At 63.9% G+C, this 26,934-nt stretch carries 27 protein-coding genes, 1 tRNA gene, 1 other RNA gene and 1 pseudogene; 10 read left to right on the forward strand and 20 right to left on the reverse strand.

Translation table 11 applies throughout. From position 1 onward, the window contains the following. Nucleotides 1–58 precede the first annotated feature (58 nt). Entirely contained in the window at nt 59–1,546 is a 1,488-nt protein-coding gene (locus KFB96_RS15540; RefSeq protein ID WP_213457592.1) for a phosphomannomutase, read from the reverse strand. Between the two features lie 385 nt (nt 1,547–1,931). On the opposite strand from KFB96_RS15540, the gene KFB96_RS15545 reads away from it, so the two are divergent. After that, a complete protein-coding gene (locus KFB96_RS15545; RefSeq protein WP_213501434.1) occupies nt 1,932–2,696 on the forward strand; it encodes a hypothetical protein in 765 nt (254 codons plus the stop codon). A 145-nt stretch (nt 2,697–2,841) separates the two neighbouring features. Here the strand turns inward: KFB96_RS15545 and yihA are convergent. The 9 genes and pseudogenes from yihA to KFB96_RS15590 form a co-directional block, all read right to left on the reverse strand. Next, a pseudogene (gene yihA / locus KFB96_RS15550) lies at nt 2,842–3,475 on the reverse strand (ribosome biogenesis GTP-binding protein YihA/YsxC). Nucleotides 3,476–3,498: 23 nt separating this feature from the next. Beyond that, nucleotides 3,499–3,984 (reverse strand): bacteriohemerythrin, encoded by a 486-nt coding sequence (locus KFB96_RS15555; RefSeq protein ID WP_213457589.1) that lies wholly within the window; start codon nt 3,982–3,984, stop codon nt 3,499–3,501. Next, a complete protein-coding gene (gene moaC, locus KFB96_RS15560; protein WP_213457588.1) occupies nt 3,981–4,556 on the reverse strand; it encodes a cyclic pyranopterin monophosphate synthase MoaC in 576 nt (191 codons plus the stop codon). Before moaC ends, KFB96_RS15555 begins: the two co-directional genes overlap by 4 nt. Before the next feature lie 136 nt (nt 4,557–4,692). Next, the gene (gene ppa / locus KFB96_RS15565; protein ID WP_213457587.1) at nt 4,693–5,241 is read right to left on the reverse strand and encodes an inorganic diphosphatase; all 549 of its coding nucleotides are present in this window, start codon (nt 5,239–5,241) and stop codon (nt 4,693–4,695) included. Between the two features lie 200 nt (nt 5,242–5,441). Next, entirely contained in the window at nt 5,442–6,695 is a 1,254-nt protein-coding gene (locus tag KFB96_RS15570) for a 6-phosphofructokinase (protein WP_213457586.1), read from the reverse strand. A gap of 420 nt (nt 6,696–7,115) precedes the next feature. Next, nucleotides 7,116–8,378, reverse strand: a complete 1,263-nt coding sequence (locus KFB96_RS15575; RefSeq protein ID WP_366931474.1) for a UbiH/UbiF/VisC/COQ6 family ubiquinone biosynthesis hydroxylase — start codon at nt 8,376–8,378, stop codon at nt 7,116–7,118. Next, complete coding sequence (gene ubiH, locus KFB96_RS15580) at nt 8,365–9,603, reverse strand: 2-octaprenyl-6-methoxyphenyl hydroxylase (RefSeq protein ID WP_213457585.1); 1,239 nt, start codon at nt 9,601–9,603, stop codon at nt 8,365–8,367. The genes KFB96_RS15575 and ubiH overlap by 14 nt, the downstream gene beginning before the upstream one ends. Before the next feature lie 198 nt (nt 9,604–9,801). Continuing rightward, on the reverse strand, nt 9,802–11,109 hold the full coding sequence (gene pepP / locus KFB96_RS15585) for a Xaa-Pro aminopeptidase (protein WP_213458211.1): 1,308 nt from the start codon (nt 11,107–11,109) through the stop codon (nt 9,802–9,804). Continuing rightward, the gene (locus tag KFB96_RS15590) at nt 11,106–11,651 is read right to left on the reverse strand and encodes a UPF0149 family protein (RefSeq protein WP_213457584.1); all 546 of its coding nucleotides are present in this window, start codon (nt 11,649–11,651) and stop codon (nt 11,106–11,108) included. Before KFB96_RS15590 ends, pepP begins: the two co-directional genes overlap by 4 nt. A 160-nt stretch (nt 11,652–11,811) precedes the next feature. On the opposite strand from KFB96_RS15590, the gene KFB96_RS15595 reads away from it, so the two are divergent. The 4 genes from KFB96_RS15595 (at nt 11,812) to KFB96_RS15610 (ending at nt 13,173) form a co-directional block, all read left to right on the forward strand. Continuing rightward, nucleotides 11,812–12,021 (forward strand): TIGR02449 family protein, encoded by a 210-nt coding sequence (locus KFB96_RS15595; RefSeq protein ID WP_213457583.1) that lies wholly within the window; start codon nt 11,812–11,814, stop codon nt 12,019–12,021. Then, complete coding sequence (locus tag KFB96_RS15600; protein ID WP_213457582.1) at nt 12,018–12,347, forward strand: cell division protein ZapA; 330 nt, start codon at nt 12,018–12,020, stop codon at nt 12,345–12,347. Before KFB96_RS15595 ends, KFB96_RS15600 begins: the two co-directional genes overlap by 4 nt. Before the next feature lie 14 nt (nt 12,348–12,361). Further along, nucleotides 12,362–12,547: non-coding RNA, 6S RNA (gene ssrS / locus KFB96_RS15605), on the forward strand. A 17-nt stretch (nt 12,548–12,564) separates the two neighbouring features. Continuing rightward, the gene (locus KFB96_RS15610; protein WP_213457581.1) at nt 12,565–13,173 is read left to right on the forward strand and encodes a 5-formyltetrahydrofolate cyclo-ligase; all 609 of its coding nucleotides are present in this window, start codon (nt 12,565–12,567) and stop codon (nt 13,171–13,173) included. A gap of 106 nt (nt 13,174–13,279) precedes the next feature. Here the strand turns inward: KFB96_RS15610 and ilvA are convergent, their stop codons facing one another. After that, nucleotides 13,280–14,812: a threonine ammonia-lyase, biosynthetic gene (gene ilvA / locus KFB96_RS15615; RefSeq protein WP_213457580.1), complete on the reverse strand. Its 1,533-nt coding sequence runs from the start codon at nt 14,810–14,812 to the stop codon at nt 13,280–13,282. A 624-nt stretch (nt 14,813–15,436) separates the two neighbouring features. Between ilvA and rpiA the strand changes: the two genes are divergently transcribed. Both rpiA and KFB96_RS15625 read left to right on the forward strand, forming a co-directional pair. After that, nucleotides 15,437–16,096, forward strand: a complete 660-nt coding sequence (gene rpiA, locus KFB96_RS15620; RefSeq protein ID WP_213457579.1) for a ribose-5-phosphate isomerase RpiA — start codon at nt 15,437–15,439, stop codon at nt 16,094–16,096. 248 nt (nt 16,097–16,344) lie between these two features. Then, entirely contained in the window at nt 16,345–16,812 is a 468-nt protein-coding gene (locus tag KFB96_RS15625) for a DUF29 domain-containing protein (RefSeq protein WP_213457578.1), read from the forward strand. A gap of 432 nt (nt 16,813–17,244) precedes the next feature. On the opposite strand, the gene KFB96_RS15630 is transcribed toward KFB96_RS15625, so the two are convergent. The 5 genes from KFB96_RS15630 to KFB96_RS15650 form a co-directional block, all read right to left on the reverse strand. Further along, nucleotides 17,245–18,663, reverse strand: coding sequence for a porin (locus KFB96_RS15630; protein WP_367114975.1), 1,419 nt, complete (start codon nt 18,661–18,663; stop codon nt 17,245–17,247). 436 nt (nt 18,664–19,099) lie between these two features. Beyond that, nucleotides 19,100–19,173: transfer RNA gene (locus KFB96_RS15635), tRNA-Gln, on the reverse strand. 148 nt (nt 19,174–19,321) lie between these two features. Continuing rightward, on the reverse strand, nt 19,322–19,711 hold the full coding sequence (gene rpsI, locus KFB96_RS15640) for a 30S ribosomal protein S9 (protein WP_120796307.1): 390 nt from the start codon (nt 19,709–19,711) through the stop codon (nt 19,322–19,324). Nucleotides 19,712–19,722: 11 nt separating this feature from the next. After that, entirely contained in the window at nt 19,723–20,160 is a 438-nt protein-coding gene (gene rplM, locus KFB96_RS15645; protein ID WP_213457576.1) for a 50S ribosomal protein L13, read from the reverse strand. Between the two features lie 386 nt (nt 20,161–20,546). Then, nucleotides 20,547–20,858, reverse strand: coding sequence for a ferredoxin (locus KFB96_RS15650; RefSeq protein WP_213457575.1), 312 nt, complete (start codon nt 20,856–20,858; stop codon nt 20,547–20,549). A gap of 155 nt (nt 20,859–21,013) precedes the next feature. Between KFB96_RS15650 and KFB96_RS15655 the strand changes: the two genes are divergently transcribed. Continuing rightward, nucleotides 21,014–22,258, forward strand: a complete 1,245-nt coding sequence (locus KFB96_RS15655) for a (Fe-S)-binding protein (RefSeq protein ID WP_213457574.1) — start codon at nt 21,014–21,016, stop codon at nt 22,256–22,258. Nucleotides 22,259–22,615: 357 nt separating this feature from the next. Further along, complete coding sequence (gene coq7, locus KFB96_RS15660) at nt 22,616–23,260, forward strand: 2-polyprenyl-3-methyl-6-methoxy-1,4-benzoquinone monooxygenase (RefSeq protein ID WP_213457573.1); 645 nt, start codon at nt 22,616–22,618, stop codon at nt 23,258–23,260. Between the two features lie 501 nt (nt 23,261–23,761). On the opposite strand, the gene speD is transcribed toward coq7, so the two are convergent. Both speD and KFB96_RS15670 read right to left on the reverse strand, forming a co-directional pair. Then, entirely contained in the window at nt 23,762–24,586 is an 825-nt protein-coding gene (gene speD, locus KFB96_RS15665) for an adenosylmethionine decarboxylase (RefSeq protein WP_213457572.1), read from the reverse strand. Nucleotides 24,587–24,622: 36 nt separating this feature from the next. Then, nucleotides 24,623–25,072 (reverse strand): OsmC family protein, encoded by a 450-nt coding sequence (locus KFB96_RS15670; RefSeq protein WP_213457571.1) that lies wholly within the window; start codon nt 25,070–25,072, stop codon nt 24,623–24,625. 134 nt (nt 25,073–25,206) lie between these two features. Here KFB96_RS15670 and crp point away from each other — a divergent pair, with 134 nt between their 5' ends. Further along, nucleotides 25,207–25,863, forward strand: a complete 657-nt coding sequence (gene crp, locus KFB96_RS15675) for a cAMP-activated global transcriptional regulator CRP (RefSeq protein WP_213457570.1) — start codon at nt 25,207–25,209, stop codon at nt 25,861–25,863. Between the two features lie 71 nt (nt 25,864–25,934). On the opposite strand, the gene KFB96_RS26870 is transcribed toward crp, so the two are convergent. Beyond that, nucleotides 25,935–26,063: a hypothetical protein gene (locus tag KFB96_RS26870; protein WP_300970392.1), complete on the reverse strand. Its 129-nt coding sequence runs from the start codon at nt 26,061–26,063 to the stop codon at nt 25,935–25,937. A 61-nt stretch (nt 26,064–26,124) separates the two neighbouring features. After that, nucleotides 26,125–26,934 carry an indole-3-glycerol phosphate synthase TrpC gene (gene trpC, locus KFB96_RS15680; RefSeq protein ID WP_213457569.1) on the reverse strand — a complete coding sequence of 270 codons (810 nt, stop codon included), beginning with the start codon at nt 26,932–26,934 and terminating at the stop codon, nt 26,125–26,127.

Below are 26,934 nucleotides of genomic sequence, written 5' to 3' on the forward strand. Positions count from 1 at the left end.
TCCGCCGGGGCCGATCCCATCCAAAAACATCGCATACCGCACTGGGCGCGGTTTAGGTTTAAGCACGCCAGCGCGAGAGGATCTCCATGCAGATCCGATTCATCTCCTCCGCGCGCTCCGGACTGTCGGCCTCGGTATAGGCGCGCAGCTCGGGCGCGTTGCCCGACGGGCGCAGATGCGCGATCTCGCCGCTGGCGAAGGTGATCCTGAGACCGTCGGTCACATCCAGATCGGCGACCGGACCGAAAGCGGCGCCGAACACGGCCTGAGCGGCCGCCTTGTCTCGGGCAGGATCGCCGCGATGGATGTCGGCAAGACGCGCCCGAGCGATCTCGGTCGGGAAATCCTTCAGACGATCGCTCCAGGTGAAGCGACGCGGGAGATCGGCGGAGAGAGCCGACAGGGGTTTTCCCTGCTCCACGGAGGCACGCAGGATGGCAACCGCGACCAAGACCGCGTCTCGCGTCGGCAAGGCCGCCAGGATTCGGCCGTCCTGCTCGATGTCGGTGGCGAGCAGGAAGCCGCCGTTCGCCTCGTAGCCGACCACCCGGTCCATGCCTCGGTCGACGAGATACTGCATCCCTTCGATGACGAAAGGCGATCCGATCCGGGTGCGCAGCACCGTTTCGAAGCAGCCGGATCGCTCGACCGCCGTGTTGCTGCTCACGGGTGTCACCACCCCACGGGCGCCGAGTTGGCGCGCGCACAGGATCCCGGCGATGTCCCCGCGCAACCATTCTCCGGTCTCGTCTCCGACCAGCGGACGGTCGCCGTCCCCGTCGGCGGAAACCAGGGCGTCGAAACGCCCCGTCGCGGCCCAATCGCGCGCAAGAGCGACATCTTCCGGGCGAATCGCTTCGGTATCGACAGGGACAAAGACCTCCGAGAATCCCAGCCGCGTCACGCCTGCGCCGAGCCCTTCCAGCACCTCGCCATAGGCGCCCCGAGCAACGCTGGAGTGCTCGTAGACACCGACCTGCAGGCCGTCCAGACAACCCGACGGAAAGAAGTCCAGATAGCGATCGAGATAGTCGCGATAGGCGAGCGGATCCTCCTCGGGAAGCGCAGCGGACTGATCTTCGGCGAAGACACCGGCCGCATCGAAGAGCGTCTCGGCAACCTCGAGCGGTTGCGCGCGGATGCCCTCCTCGTCGCGTTTGAGGATCTCGCCCGTCGGCAGATTGAACTTGATGCCGTTGCGGTCGTCCGGGATGTGGCTGCCGGTCACCATCAGGCTCGGAGCACCGCGCGCGAGCCCCCAGGCGGCAACCGCCGGACTCGGGATACGCCCGAGATAGCGCGGTCGACAGCCGAGATCCAGCGCCGCACGGGCACACGCGACGAGGATCCTGCTCGTGCTCGGCCTCAGATCGCCGCCCAATCCGACCTCGGCATCCGGTGCGAGCACGCCGCTCGCGCGAAGATAGCCGAGAAAGCCGGCGGTATAGGCATAGCACACCCGATCGGTCATCGCCTGCGCCAACCCGCGGGCACCGCTGGTTCCGAACGCCACACCGCTCATGGTCATCAAATCGCCGATCTGCATAGAGGCTCCTCGCGTCGATTTCGGGGTATCAACCCTTGCAGCCTATCCTATCCCGGAAGCGCGTCCGTGGCTCGCATCGGCGCCATTCGTCGGAGCACGGGGGATGCGTTCCCCGATCAACTCACCGGGGGGGGGTGTCCCTCGTGGTCACGGATCGGTTAAGCTCGGACGCACCGCCGGCCCGCGTCTCGCGTCTCGGGCATCGACCCGCCCTACAAGAACAATTCGGCAATGATTCCCGGCGGACACGGCGACCGCGCGGTTGCAGGATCACGGATCGGGGCTCTGCCACGCCCGGCAATGCATGCCCGGTCACGCGATACCGAGCTGCAGGCGACGGATCCGCCGAACTTCACAGACGACTACCACTTAGAGGACCATCTCCATGCCCGACACGTCTCGCATGATCCCTCTTGTCTCGGCGGCAACGCTGGCGCTCGTCATCGGCCAAAGCGCTTTCGCCGATCCGCAGGCGACCGACACGAGCCAGGTCACGACTGAACCGACGAACGAGCCGGCTCCGGCTCAGGCTCCGGACGCTGCACCGACCAGCGCACCGGCACCCGGCGAAGCGGCCCGAGCCCAGGCCGAGGAGCGTCGTGCCGCCATGATGGCGGAACGCGAGAAACGCTACGAAGAGCTGCGCGCGCGTGCCTCCGAGATCGGCCTGGCGCTTCCCGAAACACCGCCGTGGGAATCGAGCGAGCGGCCGCCGATGCCGGAGCCGCCGGCCATGCCCGAGCGTCGCGGCATGTCGCCCGAAGACATGGAGGCGATCCGCGAGCAACGACGGGCGATGCGTGAGCAGATGCGCTCCATGACCCCCGAAGAGCGCCGCGCGATGCGCGACGCCCATTGGCAGCAAATGCGCGCCGACGCGGAGGAACGCGGGATCGAGATGCCCGAGACGCCGCCCTGGGCGGAGGCCGAGCAACGCCGCAAAGAGATGGAGGAGCAATTCGAGACCTATCGCAAGACCGTCGAGGCGATGAGCGAGGAACAGATCGAGGCGGCCCGCGCACTGTTCGGAAGCCCCCGATGCCCGAGATGCCGCGCATGCCACCTCACGGCGGCTATGAGCCTCGGGGCTACGGATACGGTTACGGCCCGCAGGGCGGCTATCCCGGCGGCATGGGTCATCCGCCCATGATGCCCGGTTACGGTGCACCCGGTTTCGACCAGGGCCCACCTCCGCAGGGCATGGGTAACTGATCGAGGGACGCTGACGCGGGCCGAGGGAGCGCCGGCTCGATCCGAGACCGGCGCCCCCTCGGCCCGCCCCGGACAGCCCGCATTCAGTCGAGATCCGGCAGCCCGCCGGGTACCGTCGCGTTGCCCACATTCAGCCAGCAATCGAGCAGCCGCTGGACGGGCTCCACGCCTTGTCGCTTCAGGGCCGAGAACAGCATCACCTCGACCTTCCCCACCATACCCGAGACGGCCTGCTCGACCGCATGCTGAGTCGCGCGGGCCGCACCGGTCTTGAGCTTGTCCGCCTTGGTGAGCAACACGAGCATCGGCAGATCGGCCCGCCCCCCACTGGAGCATCTGGCGGTCGAACTCGGCCAGCGGGTGGCGGATATCCATGACGACGACCAGACCACCGAGTGAGCTGCGCTGCTCGAGATAGGCTGCCATGTGCTGCTGCCAGTCGCGCTTGACCGTATCCGGAACCTTGGCATATCCATAACCCGGGAGATCGACCAAGCGACGCGCCTCGTCCAGCTCGAAAAAGATGAGCTGCTGCGTCCGTCCGGGTGTCTTGCTCGTGCGAGCGAGCGCGTTCTGATGACAAAGTGCATTGATCGCGCTGGACTTACCGGCATTCGACCGCCCCGCGAAGGCAACCTCGCGACCCTCGTCTGCGGGACATTGCTCGACCCGTGCGGCAGCCGTCAGGAAATGGGCACGTTGGTAGAATGGATTCATCGTAAGCTGGAAGCGGACGCGGTTTAGCTCCAACACTTGGAGCCGCAGAAGTATAAGTGGTCCCACATCCGGGTCGCCCAAGACGGCGTTTGGTGTCGCGACAAGGCGCCGGCGGCGAGAAAGAATCGACTGTAATCCTGATCGCTGTGCAGGATGTGATCGAGCAGCCAATGCTTGAGGTGCCGCATCAGCCCATCGTCGATCGGCGCCTGCTCCAGATCCAGTCTGCGCTGCAGATCCAGCATGCTGCGGATAAGACCTTCGTGCTGCCCCTTGTGGCGCTCGTAATCCGGATAGCCGAAGATCCGCATCAGGCTCTCCTCGACGGCGAAATGGATCTTGGTGTACTCGGCGAGCCTGCCGAGAACCTCGAGCTGCCGCTCGCGTTCGATACCTGCGACAACCGCATCCTGCAGCTCGTTGATCAAGTCGATCAGGGCTTGGTGCTGTGCGTCGATCTCGTCGATGCCGACGCTGAGCGCGGCGGACCACTCCACGAATTGAGTCATTGCTTTTTCCATTCGGCGACGGGCTCCTGCGGGCCACCTTGGCCGGGATCGCCTGCCATCGGAGCGCCCGCATCGCAATTACGGTCACCGGCAGTGGCAACGCCGCGGACCCAGTGGCCGGATTGGCCTCCCTCCTTCTCGAGCAGGCGTACACCCTCGATACTCATGCCCCGCTCCACCGCCTTGCACATGTCGTAGATGGTCAAAAGACTGATCTGCACCGCGCAGAGCGCTTCCATCTCGACCCCGGTGGGGCCACTGGTCTCGACGGTGACCGCACAATAGACGGTCGAGGACTCGGCACGCGGCTCCAGCTCGACGGCGACCCGGGTCAGGCTCAAGGGATGACACAAGGGCACAAGATCGGCGGTGCGCTTGGCGCCCATGATCCCTGCGATCCGCGCGATCCCGAGCACATCGCCCTTGCGATGCTCCCCGCCGAGGATCATCGCCAGCGTGGAGCGCTCCATCCGGATGCTCCCCTCTGCGACGGCCCGTCGTTTGGTGATCGCCTTATCGCCCACATCCACCATATGGGCCGCGCCCTTCTCGTCGAAATGTGTGAACGACATTGGCGATCCGCGCAGTGGATGGCTCAAGGCGTCGGCGAGGGCACCGACATGAGGATACAAAAAAGATCTCGGCGAAGAACCCGACCGCGACGCCATGTCGAGCGCTCGCCCCGAAAGAGGGCGAGCCACGGGCGCATCAGAACGCCGGCTTCTCCGGTGCCTCCTCGAACATTCTCACGCTGGCCATGATTTCCTCGCGCGCATCTTCACGGCCGCCCCAGCCCATGACGCGGACCCACTTACCTTCATCCAAGTCTTTGTAATGCTCAAAGAAATGCGAGATCTGATCGAGCAGATGGGCCGGCATGTCGCGGAAGCTCTCGATCTCGCGGTAACCCTTGAAGAGCTTGTCGATCGGTAGCGCCAGGATCTTGGCATCATCCCCGGACTCGTCGGTCATCTTGAGCACGCCGATCGGACGGCACTTGATGACGGAGCCCGAAATCAGCGGATAAGGGGTGACCACGATCACGTCGACCGGGTCGCCGTCCGCGGACAGCGTGTTCGGCACATATCCGTAGTTGCAGGGATAGTGCATCGCCGTGGACATGAAACGATCGACGAACATGGCGCCGGTCGCCTTGTCCATCTCGTACTTCACCGGCTCGGCATGCGACGGAATCTCGATGATGACATTGATTTCACTCGGGATATTATCGCCGCGTGGGACGCGCTTCGGATCCATGGGTCAGCCTCTGTGGTTCGGATGGGATCGCCGAGACACAACCGGGTCGCCGATGCACGGCGGGTTGCGTTGGCGGGGTCAAGTCGAATCCCCCCGATTGTAGCCCATCCCATGCCGGTAAATCCCAATGATCGCGCTCGGATTGAGCCGCGTTCAGTGCCGCGCCGGAGATCGGCGCGGCATTCGATCGTTGAGCCTCCTCAGATCTCGAACGCCGGCAGCCGCTTCTCGACCGCCACGTTCTTGAGCGTGACGTACTTGGGCAGCCCCTTCTCGAACGGCGGATAGTCCTCGCCTTGGATCAGCGGGATCAGATACTCCTTGCAGACCGGGGTGATGCCGAAGCCGTCCTCGGAGATGAATTCGCGCGGCATGAACTTCTCGACGTTGGCGACCTCCGACAGGGGCGCCTCGCCGACCTCCCAGCGGTAGGGATCCTGGCTGACCCGCTTGATGGTCGGCATGATGGCGTTGTGTCCCTCGAGGGCGAATTGGACGGCGGCCCGACCCATCGCATAGGCCTGCTCGACGTCGGTCTTGGAGGCCAGATGACGGGCCGCCCGCTGGAGGTAATCGGCCACCGCCCAATGAAACTTGTAGCCGGTGGCATCCTTGATCATGTTGGCCACGACCGGAGCCGCCCCGCCCAGTTGGGCATGGCCGAAGGCATCGCGCGTGCCCTGCTCGGCGAGGAAACGCCCGTCGGGATACTTCGCGCCCTCGGAGACCACGATGGTGCAGTAACCGTGCTGCTCGACCTTCTGCTTGACCGCAGCCAGGAAGCGTTCCTGGTCGAGCTCGATCTCGGGAAACAGGATCATGACCGGGATGCCGTGGTCCTCGACCAATCCGCCCGCCGCGGCGATCCAGCCGGCATGCCGGCCCATGACCTCGAGCACGAAGATCTTGGTCGAGGTCTTGGCCATGGAGCGTACGTCGAACGAGGCCTCCAGGGTGGAGGTGGCGATGTACTTGGCGACGGAGCCGAAGCCCGGGCAGCAATCCGTAATCGGCAGATCGTTGTCGACCGTCTTGGGGACGTGGATGGCCTGTACCGGATAGCCCATGGTCTCGGAGAGCTGGGAGATCTTGTAGCAGGTGTCGGCTGAATCGCCGCCGCCGTTGTAGAAGAAATAGCCGATGTCGTGGGCCTTGAAGACCTCGATCAGACGCTCGTACTCGCGCTTGTTGGCCTCCAGGCTCTTGAGCTTGTAGCGGCAGGAGCCGAACGCGCCCGAGGGCGTATAACGCAGCGCGGCAATCGCCTCGTCGGACTCGCGGCTGGTGTCGATCAGGTCCTCGGTCAGGGCCCCGATAATGCCGTTGCGTCCGGCGTAGACCTTGCCGAGCCGCACCGAGTGAAGCCGCGCGGTTTCGATCACGCCGCACGCCGAGGCATTGATGACGGCGGTGACGCCGCCCGATTGTGCATAAAAGGCATTCTTGGCTGTCATGTCTGTCCCCTTGTCTTTAGGTGCTTGTTTTTAGGCACTTGTCGTTAGGTATCAGCGGGATTGCCCGACGATGCGGTACGAGGGTTTTCGGTGTGCGTTCATCGCTCGCGGGCAACAACCGTCGTGCTCGAACACGATCGTGTGGAGGATCCACTGCTCGGCGTCTGAAATGTCCGGAATGGTCGCCAAAACGAAAGCAAAGGTTAAGCGATCGGCGCGGAAAAAGCATGCCGGGTAAGCCGCGTCTCGTGCGACAAGCGGGGCTTGTTGGATGCGCAACGACGTGCAACTCACGGATGTCGTGCCTGACGCGGCTTAAGAAATAAAAATCAGGTGCTTGAGCAACTCGGATCGCTCGCTCCACAGGACACGAGGATCCGAGGCATCACGTCGAACAATGCCTGTTGCTCGGGGCGAGGTTTACCGCGGACGCGCAAGCGGTGGCAGGTCGTTACCCAGACCGAGCGCGCGCTCCATGAAGAGCGCCTTGAGCGGGCCGATTCGGTCGGTCAGGGTCAACCCGAGGCTACGCACTGCAGCGACCGGCGGCACTTCGTTGCTGAAGGTCCGTTTGAGCAGGTCCATCGCGGCGAGCATGGCGGTGTTGTCGCCGCGACGCGCGCGCGCGTAATGGCGCAGCGACCAGAGGCCCGCGATGTCGCGTCCACGCTCCAGCGCGAGATCGATCGCCGCGGCAAGCTCGGCGGCGTCGAGAAACCCCAGGTTCACGCCCTGTCCGGCAAGCGGATGGACCGCATGGGCGGCATCGCCGACCAGGGCCAAACCCGGCAGCACGTACTGCTTGGCATGCTGGAGTCGCAGCCCAAAGGCGGCGCGCGGACCCGCGACGACAAGCGCGCCGAGCCGCGCCTCGGAGGCGTCCGTCAGGGCAGCCGAGAAGGCGGCATCGCCCATCGCCAGCAACTCGGCGGCACGCTCCTGCGTGGCGGACCACACGAGCGAGCAGCGCCCGTCGGCCAACGGCAGCAGGGCCAGCGGCCCGGTCGGGAGAAAGCGTTGCCACGCGGTCTCTTCGTGCCATTCCTGCGGCCGGACGTTGGCCACGATCGCGCGCTGGTCGTAGTCCCGGCCTTCGGTCTCGATGCCCGAGAGCTCGCGCACCAGTGAATCGCGCCCGTCCGCGGCGACCAGCAGGCGACCCGCGATGACCTGTCCGTCGGCGAGCACGACCCGCGATTCGGTCTCCGTGCGCTCGATCTCGACGATGGATGCGGGGCAGACCAGGGTGATGTCCGGCGCGGACTCCAGCGTTTCCCAAAGCGCCAGTTGGATGACGCGGTTCTCGACGATATGCCCGAGATCGGGCTCCCCGAGCGATTGGGCATCGAAATGGATGCTCCCGCCGCCGAGCGCGTCCCACACACACATCTTGCGATAGGGGTTGGCACCGAGCGCCGCGATGCGCTCCCACGCCCCGAGGCGCGCGAGGATGCGCTGACTGGCTCGACTCAGGGCCGAGACACGCAGGTCGATCTCGCCCGCGGGCCAATCGCGCCGCGGCTCCCGCGTCTCGATGACCGCAATCCGCAGCCCCTTGCCGGAACAGGCGCGGGCGAGTGCGGCCCCGACCATTCCGCCACCGACCACGAGCAGGTCGAACAGCGACCCCTGCGACGCGGTCATGTCCGGAACGCGTGACGACACGGACTCAGTTTCGTGCATCGGCCTTCTCCAAAGGGACCCCGCAGGCGAGGCGGGGCAAACGCCCGCCCACACCCATGAAGCGCTGCGCCACGCGATGGCGCGCCGAGGGGACGAGATCCAGACCCAGCATGGCCGCGTTGCGGGCGAGCCGCAGCGGCGTCCAGGGGTTGACGAAGACGCGGGCGAGCAGGTCGGTCAGTCGTGCCGTGCTCGGCTGGTCCGACCCGCGCCAGTCCCGATAGTCCGAGAGTGCCGCCGGACCGCCGAGATCCGCACCCGCTCGGGCACTCTGTGCGATGACCTCGGCGAGAGCGGCAACGTCGCGCAGACCCAGATTGAAACCCTGGCCGGCCACCGGATGGAGCGTGTGTGCCGCGTTGCCGATGAGCACGACACGCGGTTGCACCGGGTTGCGCGTGAGCACCAACTTCAAGGGATAGGCGCGACGCGGGCCCACCTGCAGAAAACGCCCGAGCCGGTAGCCGAAGCGCGCCTGCAGGCGCGCCAGGAAGGCATCGTCCGAGAGTGCGAGCAGCGTGCTCGTCTCCTCGCCGCGACAGGTCCAGACCACCGAACAGCGTCCGCCCGTCATCGGCAGCAGGGCCAACGGCCCCGTGTCGGTGAAGCGCTCGAAGGCCACGCCGGTGCGCGGGCGATCCGGCGAGACCGTCGTGATGACGGCGTCTTGCGCGTAGCGCTCGTCCCGGGTCGCGAGGTCGAGCTGCCGTCGCACCGCCGAATCTCCGCCGTCGGCCGCAACCAACAGCGCGGCACTCAGACGCAAACGCTCGTCCCCGGACTGCACCTCGAGCTCGACTCGGTCGGCTACAACACGGTGCCCCGAGAGCCGCGCCGGGCAGAGCAGCTCCACATCCGGCGACAACGCGAGTGCGGAGCGAATCGCGGCCCCCATCACGCGCGCCGGGGCGACGTAACCGAGGGCCTCGACACCCGCATCGTCCGGACCGAGCCGCGTAAACCCGCAATGCCCGCGATCGGAGACATGGACCTGCCGAATCGGCTCCGCCTCCGGGGCGATATCCGGCCAGACACCGATCGCTTCGAGGATCCGGCGACTGCCCCAGGACAAGGCAATGACGCGCTCGTCGTAGCTCGGCTGGTGCTCGGCCGAGGCCGGCACCGCCTCCACGACCGCGATCCGCAGCCCGCAGCCGGACAGCGCGCACGCCAGGCTGCCGCCGACCAAGCCTCCGCCGATGATGACCAGATCGTATTCGTACATGCTTGCCTTTAAACCGCGTCTAGAGCGAGATGCTCATCTTCGAGTGTGTTCGACGTTTGCTGCATCCACAACCCCTAGCGGGGACGCAGTTTAAAATTTTATATTTTTTAATATCTTAAACCGCGCCGGCTCCAACGGTCGTCAAGTCTGCCGGGGCCGACCCCATCCAAAAACATCGCGTACCGCGTCGGGCGCGGTTTAATCACCCGCCATGAGGGATTCGATCGCATCGGGATCCTTCGGTGCCGCGGCCGAGAGGATCTCGTTGCCCGACTCCGTGATCAGGATATCGTCCTCGATGCGGATCCCGATCTGTCGATAGGGTTCCGGGATCTCATCCGAATCGGCCAAATAAAGCCCCGGCTCCACCGTCAACACCATCCCGGGCTCGAACGCCCGCCAAGCACCCTTGTGCTTGTAGCTTCCCACGTCGTGGACATCCATTCCCAGCCAATGCCCCGTGCGGTGCATATAGTAGGGCTTGTGCGCTTCCTCCTTGATCAGCTCGGCGAGCTTGCCCTTGAGCAGGCCGAGATGGATCAGCCCCTTGGTCAAGACCTTGACCGCCTCGTCGTGCGGCTCGTTCCAGAGATTGCCGGGCTTGGCCTTGCCGATCGCAGCCATCTGCGCCTCGAGCACCAGCTCGTAGAGCGCGCGCTGGGGCGCACTGAAGCGTCCGTTCACGGGAAAGGTCCGGGTGATGTCGGAGGCGTAACCCCCGAGCTCGCATCCGGCATCGATCAGGACGAGATCCCCGTCGCGCAGCGGCGCCCGGTTCTCGACATAGTGCAGGATGCAGCCGTTCGGACCGCCGCCCACGATCGGGGAGTAGGCCTGATCGCGCGCACCCGAGGCGGCGCAGACGTGATGGAGCTCGGCCTCGAGTCGGGACTCGTTCATGCCGGGCTCGCAGATCTGCATCAGCCGCCGGTGGGCGGCGGCGGAGATCTCCGCGGCGCGGCGCATCTGTTTGATCTCGGCAGGGCTCTTGCGCAGCCGCATCTCGTGCAGGACCGACTCGATGGTCACGAAGGTCTCGGGCGCAGTGGCGCCGGCGCGGATGTTCGCGCGGACCCGGTTGATCCAGCCCATGACCTGCGCGTCGAGCGCCGCATCGCTGCCGATCGGGTAATACAGCCGCTCGCGCCCGTCGATCAGGGTCGGCATGACCGCATCGAGCTCGTTCAGGGGATAGGCCTGATCGGCTCCGAATTCCGACGTCGCACCCTCCACACCCGCGCGCCGGCCGTCCCACTGCTCGCGCTCCGGATCGCGAGGCCGACAAAAGAGCATGTACTCGCCGTCCTTGCGTTTCGGCGCGATGACGGCGAAGGCGTCGGGCTCGGCAAAGCCGGTCAGATAGACGAAGTCGCTGTTCTGGCGAAACGGGTAATGGACATCGCGGTTGCGCACGACCTCGCGTGCGGCCGGAAGGATCGCGATGGCGTTCGGGCCGATCGCATTGGCCAGGGCACGACGGCGCCGCTTGCGCTCGGCCGCCGTCATGACTCGGGCGCGTGTGCGCAAACGACGACGCGCTCCTGATAGATCGTCATGGCCGCAACCCGGATGAATTCGCTCACTTCGGTCAATGCCTCTTCGTTGTGCTCGTCGTCGTCGAGTCCATCGAGATCCATGCGGGTCACGTCGGTAAAATCACGTAGGATCTCGTTCGTCTCGGCAGCGGGCTGCGCGCCGGTATGGTCGAGCGTTCCCCACGCATAGAGAAACCCACGAACCCAGTCATAGAGGGCCATCGCGCGTTCTGCAAGGGGTCGCGTGTCGTCGGGCAAGAACAGCGTGAGGCCGAACTCGGACGCCTCGAGCTCTTCGCGGGTCCGTCGCGCCAGCTCCGAGAGGGCCTCGCGCCCCTCGTCGATCGACAGATCGCGCGCCTCGGCCTCGGGCCGGAGCTGGCGCAGCCAAGTGGACTCCGGGTCCGCATCGCCGCCGCACATCAGGCCGCAGAGGATGCCGTGGGCCTCGCTGGGTGTTGCGCACAGTTCGCCCGCCGCCAGATAACGGGCAAGCCGATCGTCGTCGATCATCGTGGCGACCTCCTCTCGGGGGAACAGGGCGGGAAACGGGGATGGGCACAGAAAGATCATAAAGCCCGGCGACCGTGCGATAATAGCATGCGCTTTCGCGCGATTGACCGCCCTCCGCACGCCTTCTATAGTGCGACCAACTTCAATGGAGTCGTGGACTTTGGCACATTTCGACCTCGACCGATTGGAACAACAGGTGGAGACCTTGATCCGCCTGAACCAGCGCCTGCGCGACGAAAACAAATCGCTGCGGGCTCGCCAGGAGACGCTGGTCGGCGAACGCGGCGAGCTGATCGAAAAGACCGAGCAAGCACGCAGTCGAGTCGAGGCCATGTTGTCGCGTTTGCGCGCGATGGAGGAGAGTCTGTGAGCGACGAGCCGATTCAGGTCAGCATCAGGATCCTCGACAAGGACTACCGAATCGCCTGCGAGCCGCATGAGGAGCAGGGATTGCGCGAATCGGCACGCATTCTCGACGGCAAGATGCGGGAGATCCGCAAGACCGGTCGTGTCATCGGCACCGACCGCATCGCCGTGATGGCTGCCCTCAATATTGCCCATGAGCTGTTTCAGGTTCGGAAAACCCGCGTCGTTGACAGTGGCGAGCTCGACCCGCGGCTTGCGCTCCTGCAGGAGCGCGTCGCGCAAGCGCTGGCGGCCGAACAGGCGCTGGACGCGTCGGACGAAAGGGTATAGCCTTCTTCTTAAGACACCCCCTGCAGTGTCCGACCGTGGCCTGGGTATTTTCTTGAGCCTAATCGCTGCCCTGGGGACATAGAAGCGAGGCTGTTGTGCATGTCCGCCTTCGAGCGGGAAGCCTGAAGCCGAGCCGAGTGTTCCCACTTGAACCTCTTGGTTCAAGAACAAAGGTCTGCAACGGCACAGGCGGGGGTGTCCCCCTTTTGCTCCCGCCATGCCCCATCCCAAAAGTCTCCGCCAAGCACTGCGTGAATGCCGTCGGTCCTTGAGCGGCCGGTCTCAACGCACCCATTCGCGTCTTGTTGCTCGACTGCTGCGTCGCGAGATACGCTTTCGGCGCGCCCGCCGGATTGCGGCCTATTGGCCGGCCGATGGCGAGCTCGATCCAGGCCCCGTGTTGAACGATGCGCTCAGGGATGGAAAAGCGATCTATCTCCCGGTATTGGGCCGAAGGATCGGGGGCCGAACCCGAGTCAAGCTCCGCTTTGTGCGTTGGGTCGCTGGCGAGACGATGCAGCCCAATCGCTTCGGCATCCCCGAGCCGACGCGGCGTGGCCGGCACATCCGTCCCGCTCGCCATCTCGACCTGATTCTGGTCCCCCTGGTGGGATTCGACGGCGCCTGCAACCGCATCGGCATGGGAGGCGGCTACTACGACCGGACCCTGGCCTATCTGAAGGCACGCCGATATTGGCGGCGACCCCGCCTGATCGGCGTCGCGCACGAGTGCCAGCGCATCGAGACGATCGAGCCGCATCCTTGGGACATCCCGCTCGACGCCGTCGTGACCGAACGGCGGGTCTACTTGAGGCGATTTCCGTGAATAGTCATCCCGACTCCGCATGCCCGGAAGACCTGTTGGGACTGTAGGGGCGAATTCATTCGCCCCACGCCGCAACGATGCAGCGCCCCCGCTGCACCCTTGCAAATCACCCCGAGCGCGGTTTAGATCCGGCAAAAAGGCGATAAGCAGGATTCTCGGTCTCCTCCCAGTACTGATAACCCAAGGTATCGAGCGCCTCGCGAAAGGCATCCGTATCATCCGGCGGAATGAGCGCGCCCATCAGCACCCGCCCGTAGGCGGCGCCATGGTTGCGATAATGAAACAGTGTGATGTTCCAACGCTTTCCGAGGGCCGAGAGAAAATCCAGCAGCGCGCCGGGGCGCTCCGGGAACTCGAACCGCACGAGCGTCTCGCCCTCGATCCCTTCGGCATGCCCGCCGACCATGTAGCGGATGTGCAACTTCGCCGTCTCGTTCTCGGTCATGTCGAGCACGCCGAAACCTTTCTCCACAAGGCGGCCGATCAGCTCGGCGCGCTCCTCGTCGCCGCGCGCAAGCTCGACACCGACGAAGACCTGCGCCCGTGACGCATCCGAGTAGCGATAGTTGAACTCGGTGATCTGACGCCGCCCGATCACGCGGCAGAAGGCCAGAAAGCTCCCCGGGCGCTCCGGGATCTCCACCGCGAGCAACGCCTCGCGCCGCTCGCCGAGCTCGGCGCGCTCCGCGATATGGCGCAGCCGATCGAAATTCACATTGGCGCCACTCTCGATCGCGATCAGATGCTCGCCCTTGATCTTGTGCATCTCGACATAGCGCTTCATGCCGGCGACGGCGAGCGCACCGGCCGGCTCGGCGATCCCGCGGGTGTCGTCGAAGATGTCTTTGACCGCGGCACAGATCTCGTCGGTGCTCACGAGCACGACCTCGTCGACGCGCTCTCGTGCAATACGGAAGGTCTCCTCGCCGATCAGCTTCACGGCCACGCCGTCGGCGAAGAGCCCGACCTGCGCCAGCTCCACACGCCGACCTGCGGCGAGCGCTGCATGCAGCGTGGGCGCATCCTGTGGCTCCACACCGATGATGCGCACCTCCGGCATCAACCATTTGACGTAGGCCGCAACACCCGCGATCAGTCCGCCGCCGCCCACCGGGACGAAGATCGCATAGGGCGGGACCGGATGCTGACGCAGGATCTCCATCCCGATCGTGCCTTGACCGGCGATGACATCGGGGTCATCGAAGGGGTGCAGGAAGGTCAGCCCTTTCTCCGCGACCAAGGTCATGGCATGGGCGAATGCCTCGTCGTAAGAGTCGCCATGTAGGATCGCTTTGCCGCCGAGACGACGCACCGCGCGCACCTTGATGGCAGGCGTGGTCCGCGGCATGACGATGATCGCCGGCACGCCGAGCTTGGCGGCACCGAGCGCAACCCCTTGGGCATGATTACCCGCGCTGGCTGCGATCACGCCGCGCGCGCGGACCTCCGGATCCAAGTGGATCAGTTTGTTGTAGGCCCCGCGCAGCTTGAACGAGAACACGGGCTGCAGATCCTCGCGCTTGAGAAAGACCGCGTTCTCGAGCCGCGAGGAGAGCTGCGGCGCATGCGTCAGGGGTGTCTCGTGCGCCACATCGTAGACGCGAGCACGCAGGATCCGTTCGATATAGGCGTCGGGCATCTAAACCGCGTCCGGAGTGATAGGCATTGTTCTTGGATTGGATCCGCGTCGACTGCATGCAGAAGCGTCGGAGCTGACGCGGTTTAGAGTGTCAAGAATACGGGCTTTTAAGCCGTGTCTCTGCCGAGTGTCCGTCCGGCACTCGGCATTGGACGTACTCGAAACGAAGCATCTCACTCTCGGCACGGCGTCACTCCGGACGGATCTGTGGGTTTCCGGGCTCTGGTATCATACTGCCGGAGCTGGAAAAGAGCAGGTTGTGCCGAGCCGTGCGAGGCACAACCAACCGTCGGCGCAAGTTGTGCGTCCTATCGTCAGCACAACCTACGGGGATCGACCTTTCCGCAAATGGCCTGAGTGGCGATTCAGAAACAGGGTGAACACCTTGATGACCGCGTAGGATGGGTAGAGCGTCAGCGAAACCCATCCTCCAAACCGCCGCGTTGCAGAGTTTCGGTCCGATGACCTTGGCGCGGGCTGGATGGGTTTCGCTTCGCTCTACCCATCCTACGTGTTTCGGTTGTTTTTGAATCGTTCCTTTGCTTATAGCTGAAAACCAAAAACGGATAACGGATAACGAATCGCCGAACCTTGACACTTACCGACCAACACACCGGAGGACACATGAACACACAAGACGCCATGAAGAAACAGGCCGCCGAGGCGGCGCTTGCCTATGTCGAGGACGGCATCATCGGGGTCGGTACGGGCTCGACGGTGAATCATTTCATCGACGCGCTGGCCGGCATCAAGGGACGGATCGAGGGGGCGGTGTCCAGCTCGGTCGCCTCGACCGAGCGACTCAAGGGGCACGGGATCCCGGTTTACGACCTCAACGCCGTGGGCGAGCTTTCGCTCTACGTGGACGGCGCGGACGAGTCCAACGCGCAGCTTCAGCTGATCAAGGGCGGCGGCGGCGCACTCACGCGCGAGAAGATCGTTGCTGCCGCAAGCCGGCAGTTCGTCTGCATCGCCGACGAGAGCAAGCTGGTCAAGGTCTTGGGTACCTTCCCGCTGCCTGTCGAGGTGATTCCGATGGCGCGCAGCTATGTCGCACGCGAGCTGGTCCAATTGGGCGGCACCCCGGTTTGGCGCGACGGCTTCGTGACCGACAACGGCAATCTGATTTTGGACGTGCAGCATCTGGAGATCATGGAGCCCGCGAAGCTGGAGCAAACCATCAACAATATCGCCGGCGTGGTCACCGTCGGCATCTTTGCGCTGCGCCCGGCGGATGTCTTGATCCTCGGAACACCTGACGGGCCCAAGACCTTGCGGGCCTAAACCGCGTCCGGAGCGACATGAATCGTTCTTGGATTGGATCTGCCTCGGCCGGATCCTTGAACGTTCGAGCTGACGCGGTTTAGGATTCTGAAAAATAAGAATTTCAAACGCGTTTGCGCCGAGGTTTCGAGGGTGCAACCAACGATCGACCCACCCGGAGCTTAGGCTCTCGCTCTGAACGCGGTTTTTCCGAGAGATCACTCCGAGGGGGCCGTATTTCGGAGTCAACACGAGGAGAGGCGACTGCGATGACGCGCCACCGAGATCTGAAGTCGGCTCATGAACCCCAAGCGCCCGTCTACGAGCAAGATCTCGTCGCTTGGGCATTCGCGAATGCGCGCTTGTTGAGGGAAGGACGTTTCGAGAGCCTGGACGTGGAGAACATCGCCGAGGAGCTGGAGGATCTGGGACGGAGCGAAAAACGGGCGCTGGCGAGCCATCTGCGCGTTTTGCTGCTGCATCTCCTGAAATGGCAAGCGCAACCGGCCCGACGCGGCCCCTCGTGGCGGCGCTCGATCCGTAACGCCCGTCAAGAGATCGAGGAGATCGTCGCGGAGAGCCCGAGTCTGGCACAGCGACTCCCCGAGATGATCGAGCAGGCCTACCCCAAGGCACTTGAATCGGCGATCGACGAGACCGGCTTGCCTTCGAGCCGGTTTCAGCCTCGATGCCCCTATCGACAGGATGAGCTGCTGAGCCCGACCTTCTGGCCCTAAGGAACGATTCAAAAACAACCGAAATGTAGGATGGGTAGAGCACAGCGAAACCCATCCACCCCGCTCCAGGGTCATCAGACCGAAACCCGAGAGCGCGGCGGTTTGGAGGATGGGTTTCGCGATCGCTCTACCCATCCTACGCGGTCATCAAGGTGTTCAGCTTGTTACTAAACCGCGCCCAGTGCGGTATGCGATGTTTTTGGATGGGATCGGCCCCGGCGGATTTCAGAACTGCTGGAGCCGGCGCGGTTTAAAGTATTAAAAAATATAAAATTTTAAACCGCGTCCCCCGCTAAGGGTCGTGGATTCACCAAACTTCGAACTCACTCGAAAGTTAGCATCTCGCTCTGGACGCGGTTTAAATCGTTACCAAACAACAAAAACGGGGCCCGAAGGCCCCGTTTTGCGTTCCATGCCGGATCTAAGCTTGGCTTAGAAGCTGTGAATCATGCCGACCGAGAAGCCGTCCCATTGCGAACGCGAGATGACGTCCTTGGCATCGCTGTCAACCGCAGTGTAAAGCGCATAGGCCTTGGTACGCTTGCTCAGGTTGTGATCGAACCCGATGCCCCAGGTCTCGATGTTCCTGCTGTAGAAGTCACTCACGTTGCTTCCTGCGAGAGCCCCACCGGCCTCGGCAACGGCACTGGGACCGAAGCTGTAGTCGCTGCTGTAGTCGGCCTGGCCATACATCGCCTTGACCATGCTGTTGCCAAACGCGTAGCCGGCTTGAATCTGCCAGAGCTCGATCTCGTCAGGACCGTCCGGGAAGAAGGTGTTGAAGCTCCCGTCGGCCGGGTTGGTGAAGGCTTCATACCGGCCGCTCGGGAACTCGTGTTCACGCTTTTCGAAAATACCGGTCAGGGTGAAGCCGTTCCAATCGAGCAGGCCAAGACCGATACGCCAGGCCGTGGAATCATCATCGGTGTAGGCACAGGACGATTCGAAGGCACTGTTCGGATCATTCGGGTCAAGGGGCACCACCACCGGGCAGTTGTTGCCGGTGAGGCTGACGCTTTGACTATTGAAATGCTGATTGCCGAGTGACTCGTAGGCGACGGACCCATAGAAAGGACCGTTGCTGTAGATACCCGCGAGTGAGTAAGCACCGGCAAGGCTGTCTTCGTTGAGGTTCAGCCCCTGTCCGCCGCCCGTTGCACCGCCGGCCGGAATGATGGCACCCATCAACTGGAAGCCAGCCAGGCTCGGGCTGATGTAAGCGAGAACATTGTCCGCACGCAGATCGCGGAAGCCGACCGTGCCGTTGTAGTCGGCCATGGTGTCGGAGAAGAGGTCCAGCTTGCCGGTCGAGATCTTCATCGGGGTGTCGTGACGGCCGATCAGGGCGGTACCCCAGTCGCCGGCGAGACCGATGAAGGTATTCCGGTAGGTGATCGAGTCGCTGTTGCTCAGGACGTTGTTGTTGCTGTCGTTCAGGTTGATGCCGAGCTCGACCTGATAAATGGCCTTGAGACCGTTGCCCAGGTCCTCGGAACCCTTGACGCCGATCCGGCTCGCGCGGCCGGCACCGGGGATGTAGCCATTACCGGACATGCCCCATCCGTCGAAGTCTTGGCCGGGCGCAGTTTTCACCAGGGTCGGGTTTCCGTTGGCGTCGAGGATGACGTCGCCGTTGGCATCTTCCGCGAAGGCGTATTCCGGAAGGACGACGTTCTTGACGTTGGCATAGTCAAGGGAGACGTTCAGCTTGCCGTACAGGATAGCTTCGGCCATCGCGGCGCCCGGGACGACCATCGCGGCAGCGACCGCGAGGCTTAGGATCTTCTTGTTCATACTCTTCTCCGCTGTTGTGAATTTGTCATGTAGACTGCAGAAACCGAACGCAATCATGCTTTGCGCACTGAACTATAGTGGAAGGCGGAGTGTTTTGCAACAGAGTGGGGCAAAAAAAGACACACACCGGGAGCGTGTTGCATTTTCGCATCGACGCAATGCCAAGCAGGCACACTCCGATCGGCTCGCCGCGGGCAAGAGGGTCACGATGTCGCGTTGCACCAGGCGGCGACATCGGCCTGGAGACTTGATTTTTCTCGACCGCCGACTCCACGCGGCGCAAGCGACACACAAGCACCGTACACCCGAAAGAGCATCGAAAAAGCACCACACCCGCATCTCGCCGCGATCGGCAGGAGGGCATGGCTGCGTGGCCCGGACTGATCTCAATGGCACATCGACAGGGTGTCGCGTAGGGTGTACAGCGGCGAACGACGGAGACGCGGCAGCATCCGAGATGCTTGCCGAGCCAAGCGTGAGAACGAGCAGGGTGTGGCTGGGGGACTAGGATTCGAACCTAGGTTGACGGAGTCAGAGTCCGCTGTCCTACCACTAGACGATCCCCCAAAAGCAGGTCGTGCCGCGGGCATCGGGGAGGTTTGATGCCCTGCGAGGCAACCGAGGTCGAGAGCGCTGTCGTGTTGCAGCCTTCAGTCAACGCGGCTCGGGAGTGCCGAGCCGGCAACAGAGGACCGAGCGCTCTCTGTCGAGCTGTTTAACGCTTCGAGAACTGAGGACGCTTGCGGGCCTTGTGGAGGCCGACCTTCTTACGCTCGACCTCGCGGGCATCGCGGGTCAGGAACCCGGCACGCCGCATCGGCGAACGGAGGTTTTCGTCGAACAGCACCAGCGCGCGAGCGATGCCGTGGCGAATCGCGCCGGCCTGCCCCGTATTGCCGCCGCCGACGACGGTGGCCTTGATGTCGACTCGGTCGAGCAATCCGGCGGTCTCGAGAGGCTGGCGCACGACCATCCGAGCCGTCTCGCGGCCGAAGAACTGATCAAGCGGGCGATCGTTGACCGTGATGTTGCCCGACCCGAGGGTCAGGAAGATCCGGGCGGCGGACGTCTTGCGGCGACCGATGGCGTGTTGTCTCTCGGACATGCGTCTGATTCCTAAACGTTGAGCTCAAGGACTTGCGGCTGTTGCGCCTGATGACCGTGCTCCGGCCCGGCGTAGACACGCAGCTTCTTGAACATGGCCCGCCCGAGCGGTCCGCGCGGCAGCATCCCCTTCACGGCGATCTCGATGGCACGCTCGGGCTTGGACTCGAGCAGCTTGGCGAGATTCGTCGACTTGAGATTACCGACGTAGCCGGTGTGGTGGTAGTACATCTTGTCTTCGCGCTTGTTCCCGGTCACCCGCACCTTCTCGGCATTGACGACGATCATGTAGTCGCCGGTGTCGACGTGGGGGGTGTACTGCGGCTTGTGCTTGCCGCGCAGGCGAAGGGCCAACTCGCTCGCGAGCCGCCCGAGGGTCTTGCCGTCGGCATCGACCAGATACCAGGCACGGCGAACTTCCGCCGGTTTTGTACTCACTGTCGTCGTCATGTCCTTCGCTCCGGGATGCCGTGCTCGCGTTGACCCGACATCGAACCTTCACGCGGCACGATGCCGGTGCGGTTGGAGTGCCGAGGCGCGCGCGGGCCGTCGATTTCGTTTTCTGTGTCGAGAAAGACCGCGAAGTTTACGTGACGACATCGTCGCACGCAACCCGCAATTTAAGCCGCGATTCAGGCCGGTAACCTTAAACCGCGCCCGGCGGGGTATGCGATATTTCTGGATGGGATCGGCCCCGGCAGATTTGACGAGCGTTGGAACCAGCGCGGTTTAAGGCATTCAAAAAAAATGATTTAAAACCACGTCCCCGCCGGAGGCCGTGGATGCACCAAACGTCGAGCTCACTGGAAAATTCAGCATCTCGCGATGGACGCGGTTTAGGGTAACCGCAGCCGATCCACCACCTGCCCGCCGATCAGATGCTCCTGCAGGATCTCCTCCAGGTCCTCCCTGTCGACGTAGGTGTACCAGGTGTCCTCCGGATAGACCACGATCACGGGGCCTTCGGCGCAGCGATCAAGGCAGCCTGCAGTATTGATCCGCACCCCCCCGCGCCCGGTCAGACCCAGCTCCTTGGTGCGACGCTTGAGGAAATCACGCATCGCCGTGGCCGCGCACTGGTTGCAGCATTGGCTCCCGTCCTCGCGCTGGTTGGTGCAGAAGAAGACATGGTAGCGGTAGTACGACATCTTAAATGACCTGGATTGAACGCAAAGCGACCGCGGAAGGGTAACATAATCAAGGTCCGCAGCGACCGAGCGCCACCGACGTCCGAGGCAACAGGCTCGCCGGCATGGGCGCACTCCGAACGAACCCACCGAGCCACACTGGACGACCCCCGCGATTGAAGACCTCGACCGAAGACCCGCGCAGCCTTTCGCAGGCCGGCGCAATCCGTGAGCTGGTGCAGCTCGCCGATCAGTGCGTCAAATGCGGGCTGTGCCTGCCGCACTGCCCCACCTTTCAACAGGCACGCCAGGAGGCGGATTCACCGCGCGGGCGGATCGCCCTGATCCAAGGGTGGGCGGGCGGCGACCTGGCGATGACACCGACCCTCGCGGGACATCTCGACGGCTGCCTGGGCTGTCTGAATTGCGAGCGCGTCTGCCCCTCGGAGGTCGCCTACGGTCGTCTCGCCGATCAGGCAAAGGCACTGCGCACGGCCGCGTCGCCCGCACCCGGGCGGACCTTCAAGCGGCTCGCGCTCGGCGCCTTGTCCAGCGCGCGGTTGATGGGCGGATTCGCCTGGCTCCCCCGCCTGTACCGCCGCTTTGGCCTATCCCGACTGGCGGAGCTGATGCGGCTCGACCGACTCCCCGCATTTCGCCCCTATCATCGGATGGCGACCGCGATGGGAGCCGTCGCCCGGCAGATCGCCCCGCGTCATCCGGAAGGGGCGGACGTCGATCTCTTCCTCGGCTGCATGGGCTCCGCCGCGCAGGGACGTGCCGTCGAGGCGACACTGCACGTCGCGGCGCGCCTGAATCTGCGTCTTCGCATCGTCTCGCCCGACACCTGCTGCGGCGCCATGCTCAGACACAACGGGTTGCCCGCACAGGCCGACGCACAGCGCGATGCCTGCGTGCGGATCCACGGCGACCGCCCCCTCGTCGGTCTGGCGAGCGCCTGTGTGGCCGAGCTTCGGGGCGATCCGGCGCTGCGCGACACCCGGGAGCTGTGCGCCTTCCTGGACGGGCTCGAGTGGCCCGAGTCGTTGCGGATCCGCGCCGATCGGCGTCGCGTGCTGGTCCATGAGCCCTGCTCGCATCGCAACCAGCTCGGCGGGAATGCCGCCGTCCATCGGCTGCTCGGGCGCATCCCCGGTCTCGCGGTGGCGCCGATGCCGCCGGGCCAAGGTTGCTGCGGTGCCGCGGGGACCTACCTGCTCCAGCACCCGGTCATGGCAGAGGCGCTGCTCGCCGATCTGCTGACGCCGCTGCGGCTGGACCCCCCGGACGTGATCGTGACCACCAATCCGGGGTGCGCCCTGCACCTGGCCGCGGGCGTTCGCGAGGCGGGGCTGGATATCGCGGTTCTGCATCCCGTCGAGCTGATCGCCGCGGCGCTCGACCCCGAGCCTTGGTCGTAGGATGGGTAGAGCGCAGCGAAACCCATCCTCCCAGCGCCAACGCCCCGTTCCCGACCGACAGAGCGCAGCGAAACCCATCCCCCCACACGCCGACATCCAACCCGTAGCGCCTCGAGCGCAGCATGCCCATCGGCTCCCCGATGCAGGCGCGGGTTGGGCACGCTGCGCTTTGCCCAACCTACCCGCTTCGAACTCACTCGAAAGTGAGCATCTTGCTCTGGACGCGGTTTAGGGTAATCGATTACGACAACGACAACGATTGGACATGGAACCGAGCCCCGCCGCCCGCAGACTCGCCACAGGGCGGGGAATCCCCGATACTGACCGCAACTCAACGATTTTCGACCGGAGCGACCCATGACGACACGCCGTTTGACGCCCATCGACCAGGTCCTGATCAACGCCGATCACGCCCTGAGGACGCTGTTCGGACGCCCGCAAACCACCGAACGCCCCAACCCGGCAGAGGGCATTCCGGAGGCGGATCTCACCGACGAGCAACGCCGGCATGTCGCCCGCCTGATGCGCATCAACCACACCGGCGAGGTCTGTGCCCAGGCCCTCTATCAGGGTCAGGCGCTGACCGCCAAGCTGCCGGACACGCGTAAACGTCTGGAACGCTCCGCCAAGGAAGAGAACGATCACCTCGCCTGGTGTGCCGCACGCCTGGAAGACCTGGGGGACCGCAAGAGTCTCTTGAACCCGCTCTGGTACGCGGGCTCTTTTGCGATGGGCGCGGCGGCCGGGCTGGCCGGCGACAAATGGAGCCTCGGCTTCGTCGTCGAGACCGAGCGTCAGGTCGAAGATCATCTCGACGAGCATCTGGCGCAGATCCCGATCGACGACGAGAAGACGCGCACCATCCTCGAGCAGATGAAGGCCGACGAGGTCCACCATGCGCAGATTGCCCATGCGGCCGGCGGTGCCGAGCTGCCGGCGCCGATTCGTTCGGCGATGCGGCTGACCTCCAAGGTCATGACGGGCACGGTCTACTGGGTTTAAACCGCGCCCAGTGCGGTATGCGATGTTTTTGGATGGGATCGGCCCCGGCGGATTTCAGAACCGCTGGAGCCGGCGCGGTTTAAGGTATTAAAAAATATAAAATTTTAAACCGCGCCCCCCGCTAAGGGTCGTGGATTCACCAAACTTCGAGCTCACTCGAAAGTGAGCATCTCGCTCTGGACGCGGTTTAGGTGAATTTTTAGATTCTTTCAGGGCGTCCGGCGAGTGAGATCGACCGGGTAGAGGAGCGCTGCAGAGATTCCGAGACCGCCCGAGATCATTTTCGTTGTCGTTGTCGTTGTCGTTGTCGTTGTCGTTGTCGTAATTGTATCGATGGTCGATTACGACACCGACAACGAACGGTTTCGACACATCTGCCGCGCTGCAGTCGTCGGCCGGGTAGTCGGTTTAGACGCACCCGGGACCCGGCCGGCGGGTACCGGTGAGCACAGCGAACCGCACCCGACCCTAAAATCATCCTGAATTCCGCGACAGCGGAATTCAGCCCCCGAGATATTCCAGATTGCGCCCGAGATTGCGCCCGTAAAAGATCTCGCTGAGCTCGCGGCGCAGCAGCTTTTGGATGCGTTGGTGCTCGCGCTCCGAGAGATCCTTGGCCTCGACGCAGAAGAGATAATCGTCGAGCCTGAAGTCCTTGATCACCATCTTGGTGTGGAAGAGGTTTTCTTGGTAGACGTTCACGTCGACCATCTGATAGCGGGTCTTGGTGTCGCGCGACAGATAGTTTTGGATCGAGCTGATGTTGTGGTCGATGAAGTGCTTACGCCCGCCGACATCGCGCGTGAAGCCGCGCACCCGATAGTCCATGATCACCACGTCGGACTCCAGCGCGTGGATCAGGTAGTTCAAGGCCCGCAGCGGCGAGATCCGACCGCAGGTGGAGACATCGATATCCGCTCGGAAGGTGCTGATGCCGGTCTGGGGATTGCTCTCCGGGTAGGTGTGAACCGTGATGTGGCTCTTGTCCAGATGGGCGACTACGGCCTCGGGCAAGGGGCCCGGCGAGGCGGTGTTGGAGATCTGCCCCGCCGCGATCGGCTCCTCGGAGATCAGCATGGTCACCGACGCGCCCTGCGGGTCGTAATCCTGGTGCGCGACGTTGAGGATGGTCGCGCCGATGATCTCCGCGACATCCGTCAGGATCGCGGTCAGACGTTCGGCGTTGTAGGCCTCGTCGATATACTGGATATAGGCCTCGCGCTGCTCGTCCGAGTCCGCGTAACAGACGTCGTAGATGTTGAAGCTGAGCGTCTTGGTCAGGTTGTTGAACCCCTCCAGACGCAGCTTTTTCAGAGTCATGGGCATCGGCGTGAGACCTCCTGGACAACGAGAGCGCGCACGCTACCGTTCCGGTTCGACGGATGCAAGAGCGGCATCGAGATCGCGGATCTCGACGTCGTGCGTGATGGTGGCGGTCGCGCCCAGCATGATGGATGCGGAGCAGTATTTTTCGGCACTGAGCTTGATCGCGCGCTCGACCCGCTGCGGATCGAGCGCGCGCCCGGTCAGGATGAAATGGACATGGATCGCGGTGAAGACCTTGGGGTCGGTTTCCGCCCGCTGGGCCGTCAACTCGACCACGCAGTCCGTCACCGCCTGCCGCGCCTTGCGCAGGATGAGCAGGACGTCGAACTGGGTGCAGCCCCCCAAGCCCATCAGCAGCATCTCCATCGGGCGCACCCCGATGTTGCGACCGCCGAGATCGGGCGGTCCGTCCATCACGATGGCATGACCCGAGCCGGCCTCGCCCAGCATCGCCGCCCCTTCGATCCATTTCACACGCGCCTTCATCTCGATTCTCCGCCCTGACTCGTTCCGCTTGAACATGAAGAGGCCAGGCGCGTGCCCCTCCCTCGGGTTCGACAAGGGCAAGACGCACGCCTAGAATCCAGAGCCATGTCCGGCACAGACAGACACAGCGATCCATGACCATTTTGACGCCGCCGAAACAAGATCCCCGCTGGTTGGAACCCTTGTTGCAGTACTGTCATGCCAAGAGCTACGACAAAAACGTGGACTTCATCCGTGAAGGTGAAGCGGCGGACACGCTCTATTATCTCATCGAAGGCTCGGTCGCGGCGATGATCGACGACCCCGAGGAGCGTCGCGAGCTCCTGCTCGCCTACATCAACAAGGGCGAGTTCATCGGCGAGATGGGGCTCTTCGTCCCGCAAAAGACGCGCAGCGTCATCGTCCGCACCCGCACCAAGTGCAAGGTCGCGGAGATCAGCTACCAACGGCTCGATCGCCTGCTCGATGTCGAGCTCAAAGAGTACGCCAAGGATTTTCTCTACAGCGTCGGACTGCAGCTCTCCCAGCGCCTGCGCCAGACCAGCCGCAAGGTCGGTCACCTGGCGTTCCTGGACGTGACGGGCCGCATCGCCGGCACCTTGCTGGACCTCTGCAAACAGCCCGATGCCATGACCCATCCCGACGGGATGCAGATCCGCGTCACCCGACAGGAGCTCTCCCGCAACGTCGGCTGCTCGCGCGAGATGGCCGGGCGGGTGCTCAAGAGCTTGGAGGAGCAGGGGCTGGTCAGCGTGAAGGGCAAGACGATCGTGGTGTTCGGGACGCGGTAGGGGGCCGCCAGCCGTAGGGAGCCGCCAGCCGTAGGTTGGGCAAAGCGCAGCGTGCCCAACCCGCGCCGGCATCACAGGGAACTCACGCCGTCAGTCTCGAGCAAACCGTCGCAGAATTTGTCGTTGTCGTTGTCGTTGTCGTTGTCGTTGTCGTTGTCGTTGTCGTAATCGTAATCGGATTCCGGACGACAACGAGTCACCCGAGCTCGTCCGGGAGGCCGAAGAGTCGACTGCAAGTCGACGATCCCGGGGGGAGCGAGCTCAGCAGGAAGCCCCGAAGAATAGCCGTGCCAGCTCCTCGCCCGGATCATCGGCACGCATGAAGGCTTCGCCGACGAGGAAGGCGTTCACACCGCTCGCGCGCATCCGCTCGACATCGTCCGGGGTCAGGATGCCGCTCTCGGTCACGAGAAGCCGGTCGCTCGGGACCCGATCCAGCAGCCCGAGCGTCGTGTCCAGCGTCACCTCGAAGGTCCGCAGATTGCGGTTGTTGATCCCGATCAGTCGGCCCGGGATCGCCAGCGCCCGCTCCAGCTCTTCCGCGTCGTGGACCTCCACCAGCACGTCCAACCCAAGCTGTCGGGCCAGATCGTTCAGCTTGGCGAGCCGGACATCGTCCAGACAGGCCGCGATCAGCAGGATGCAGTCCGCACCCAGAGCGCGGGCCTCGTAGACCTGATAGGGGTCGACGATGAAGTCCTTGCGGATCACCGGCAGGGCGCAGGCCGCGCGCGCCGCCTTGAGATGCTCGTCGCTCCCCTGGAAGAAATCCCGGTCGGTCAGCACCGAGAGACAGGCCGCGCCGTTGCGGGCGTAGCTCTGCGCGATCTCGGCGGGCCGAAAATCCGCGCGCAGCACACCCTTGCTCGGACTGGCCCTCTTGATCTCGGAGATCACTGCCGGAGCGCCGGCCTCGACCTTCGCACGGAGCGCGTCGACGAACCCGCGCGGGGGATCGACCTCGTGTAGGCCGGCAACCAGTCGATCCATGGGCATGCGCGCCGACCGGGCAGAGACCTCTTCGAGCTTCCGATGAATAATCTTCTTGAGGATGTCGGGTGTATCGGCCAT

Source organism: Thiocapsa sp. (assembly GCF_018399035.1).
Lineage (GTDB): Bacteria > Pseudomonadota > Gammaproteobacteria > Chromatiales > Chromatiaceae > Thiocapsa.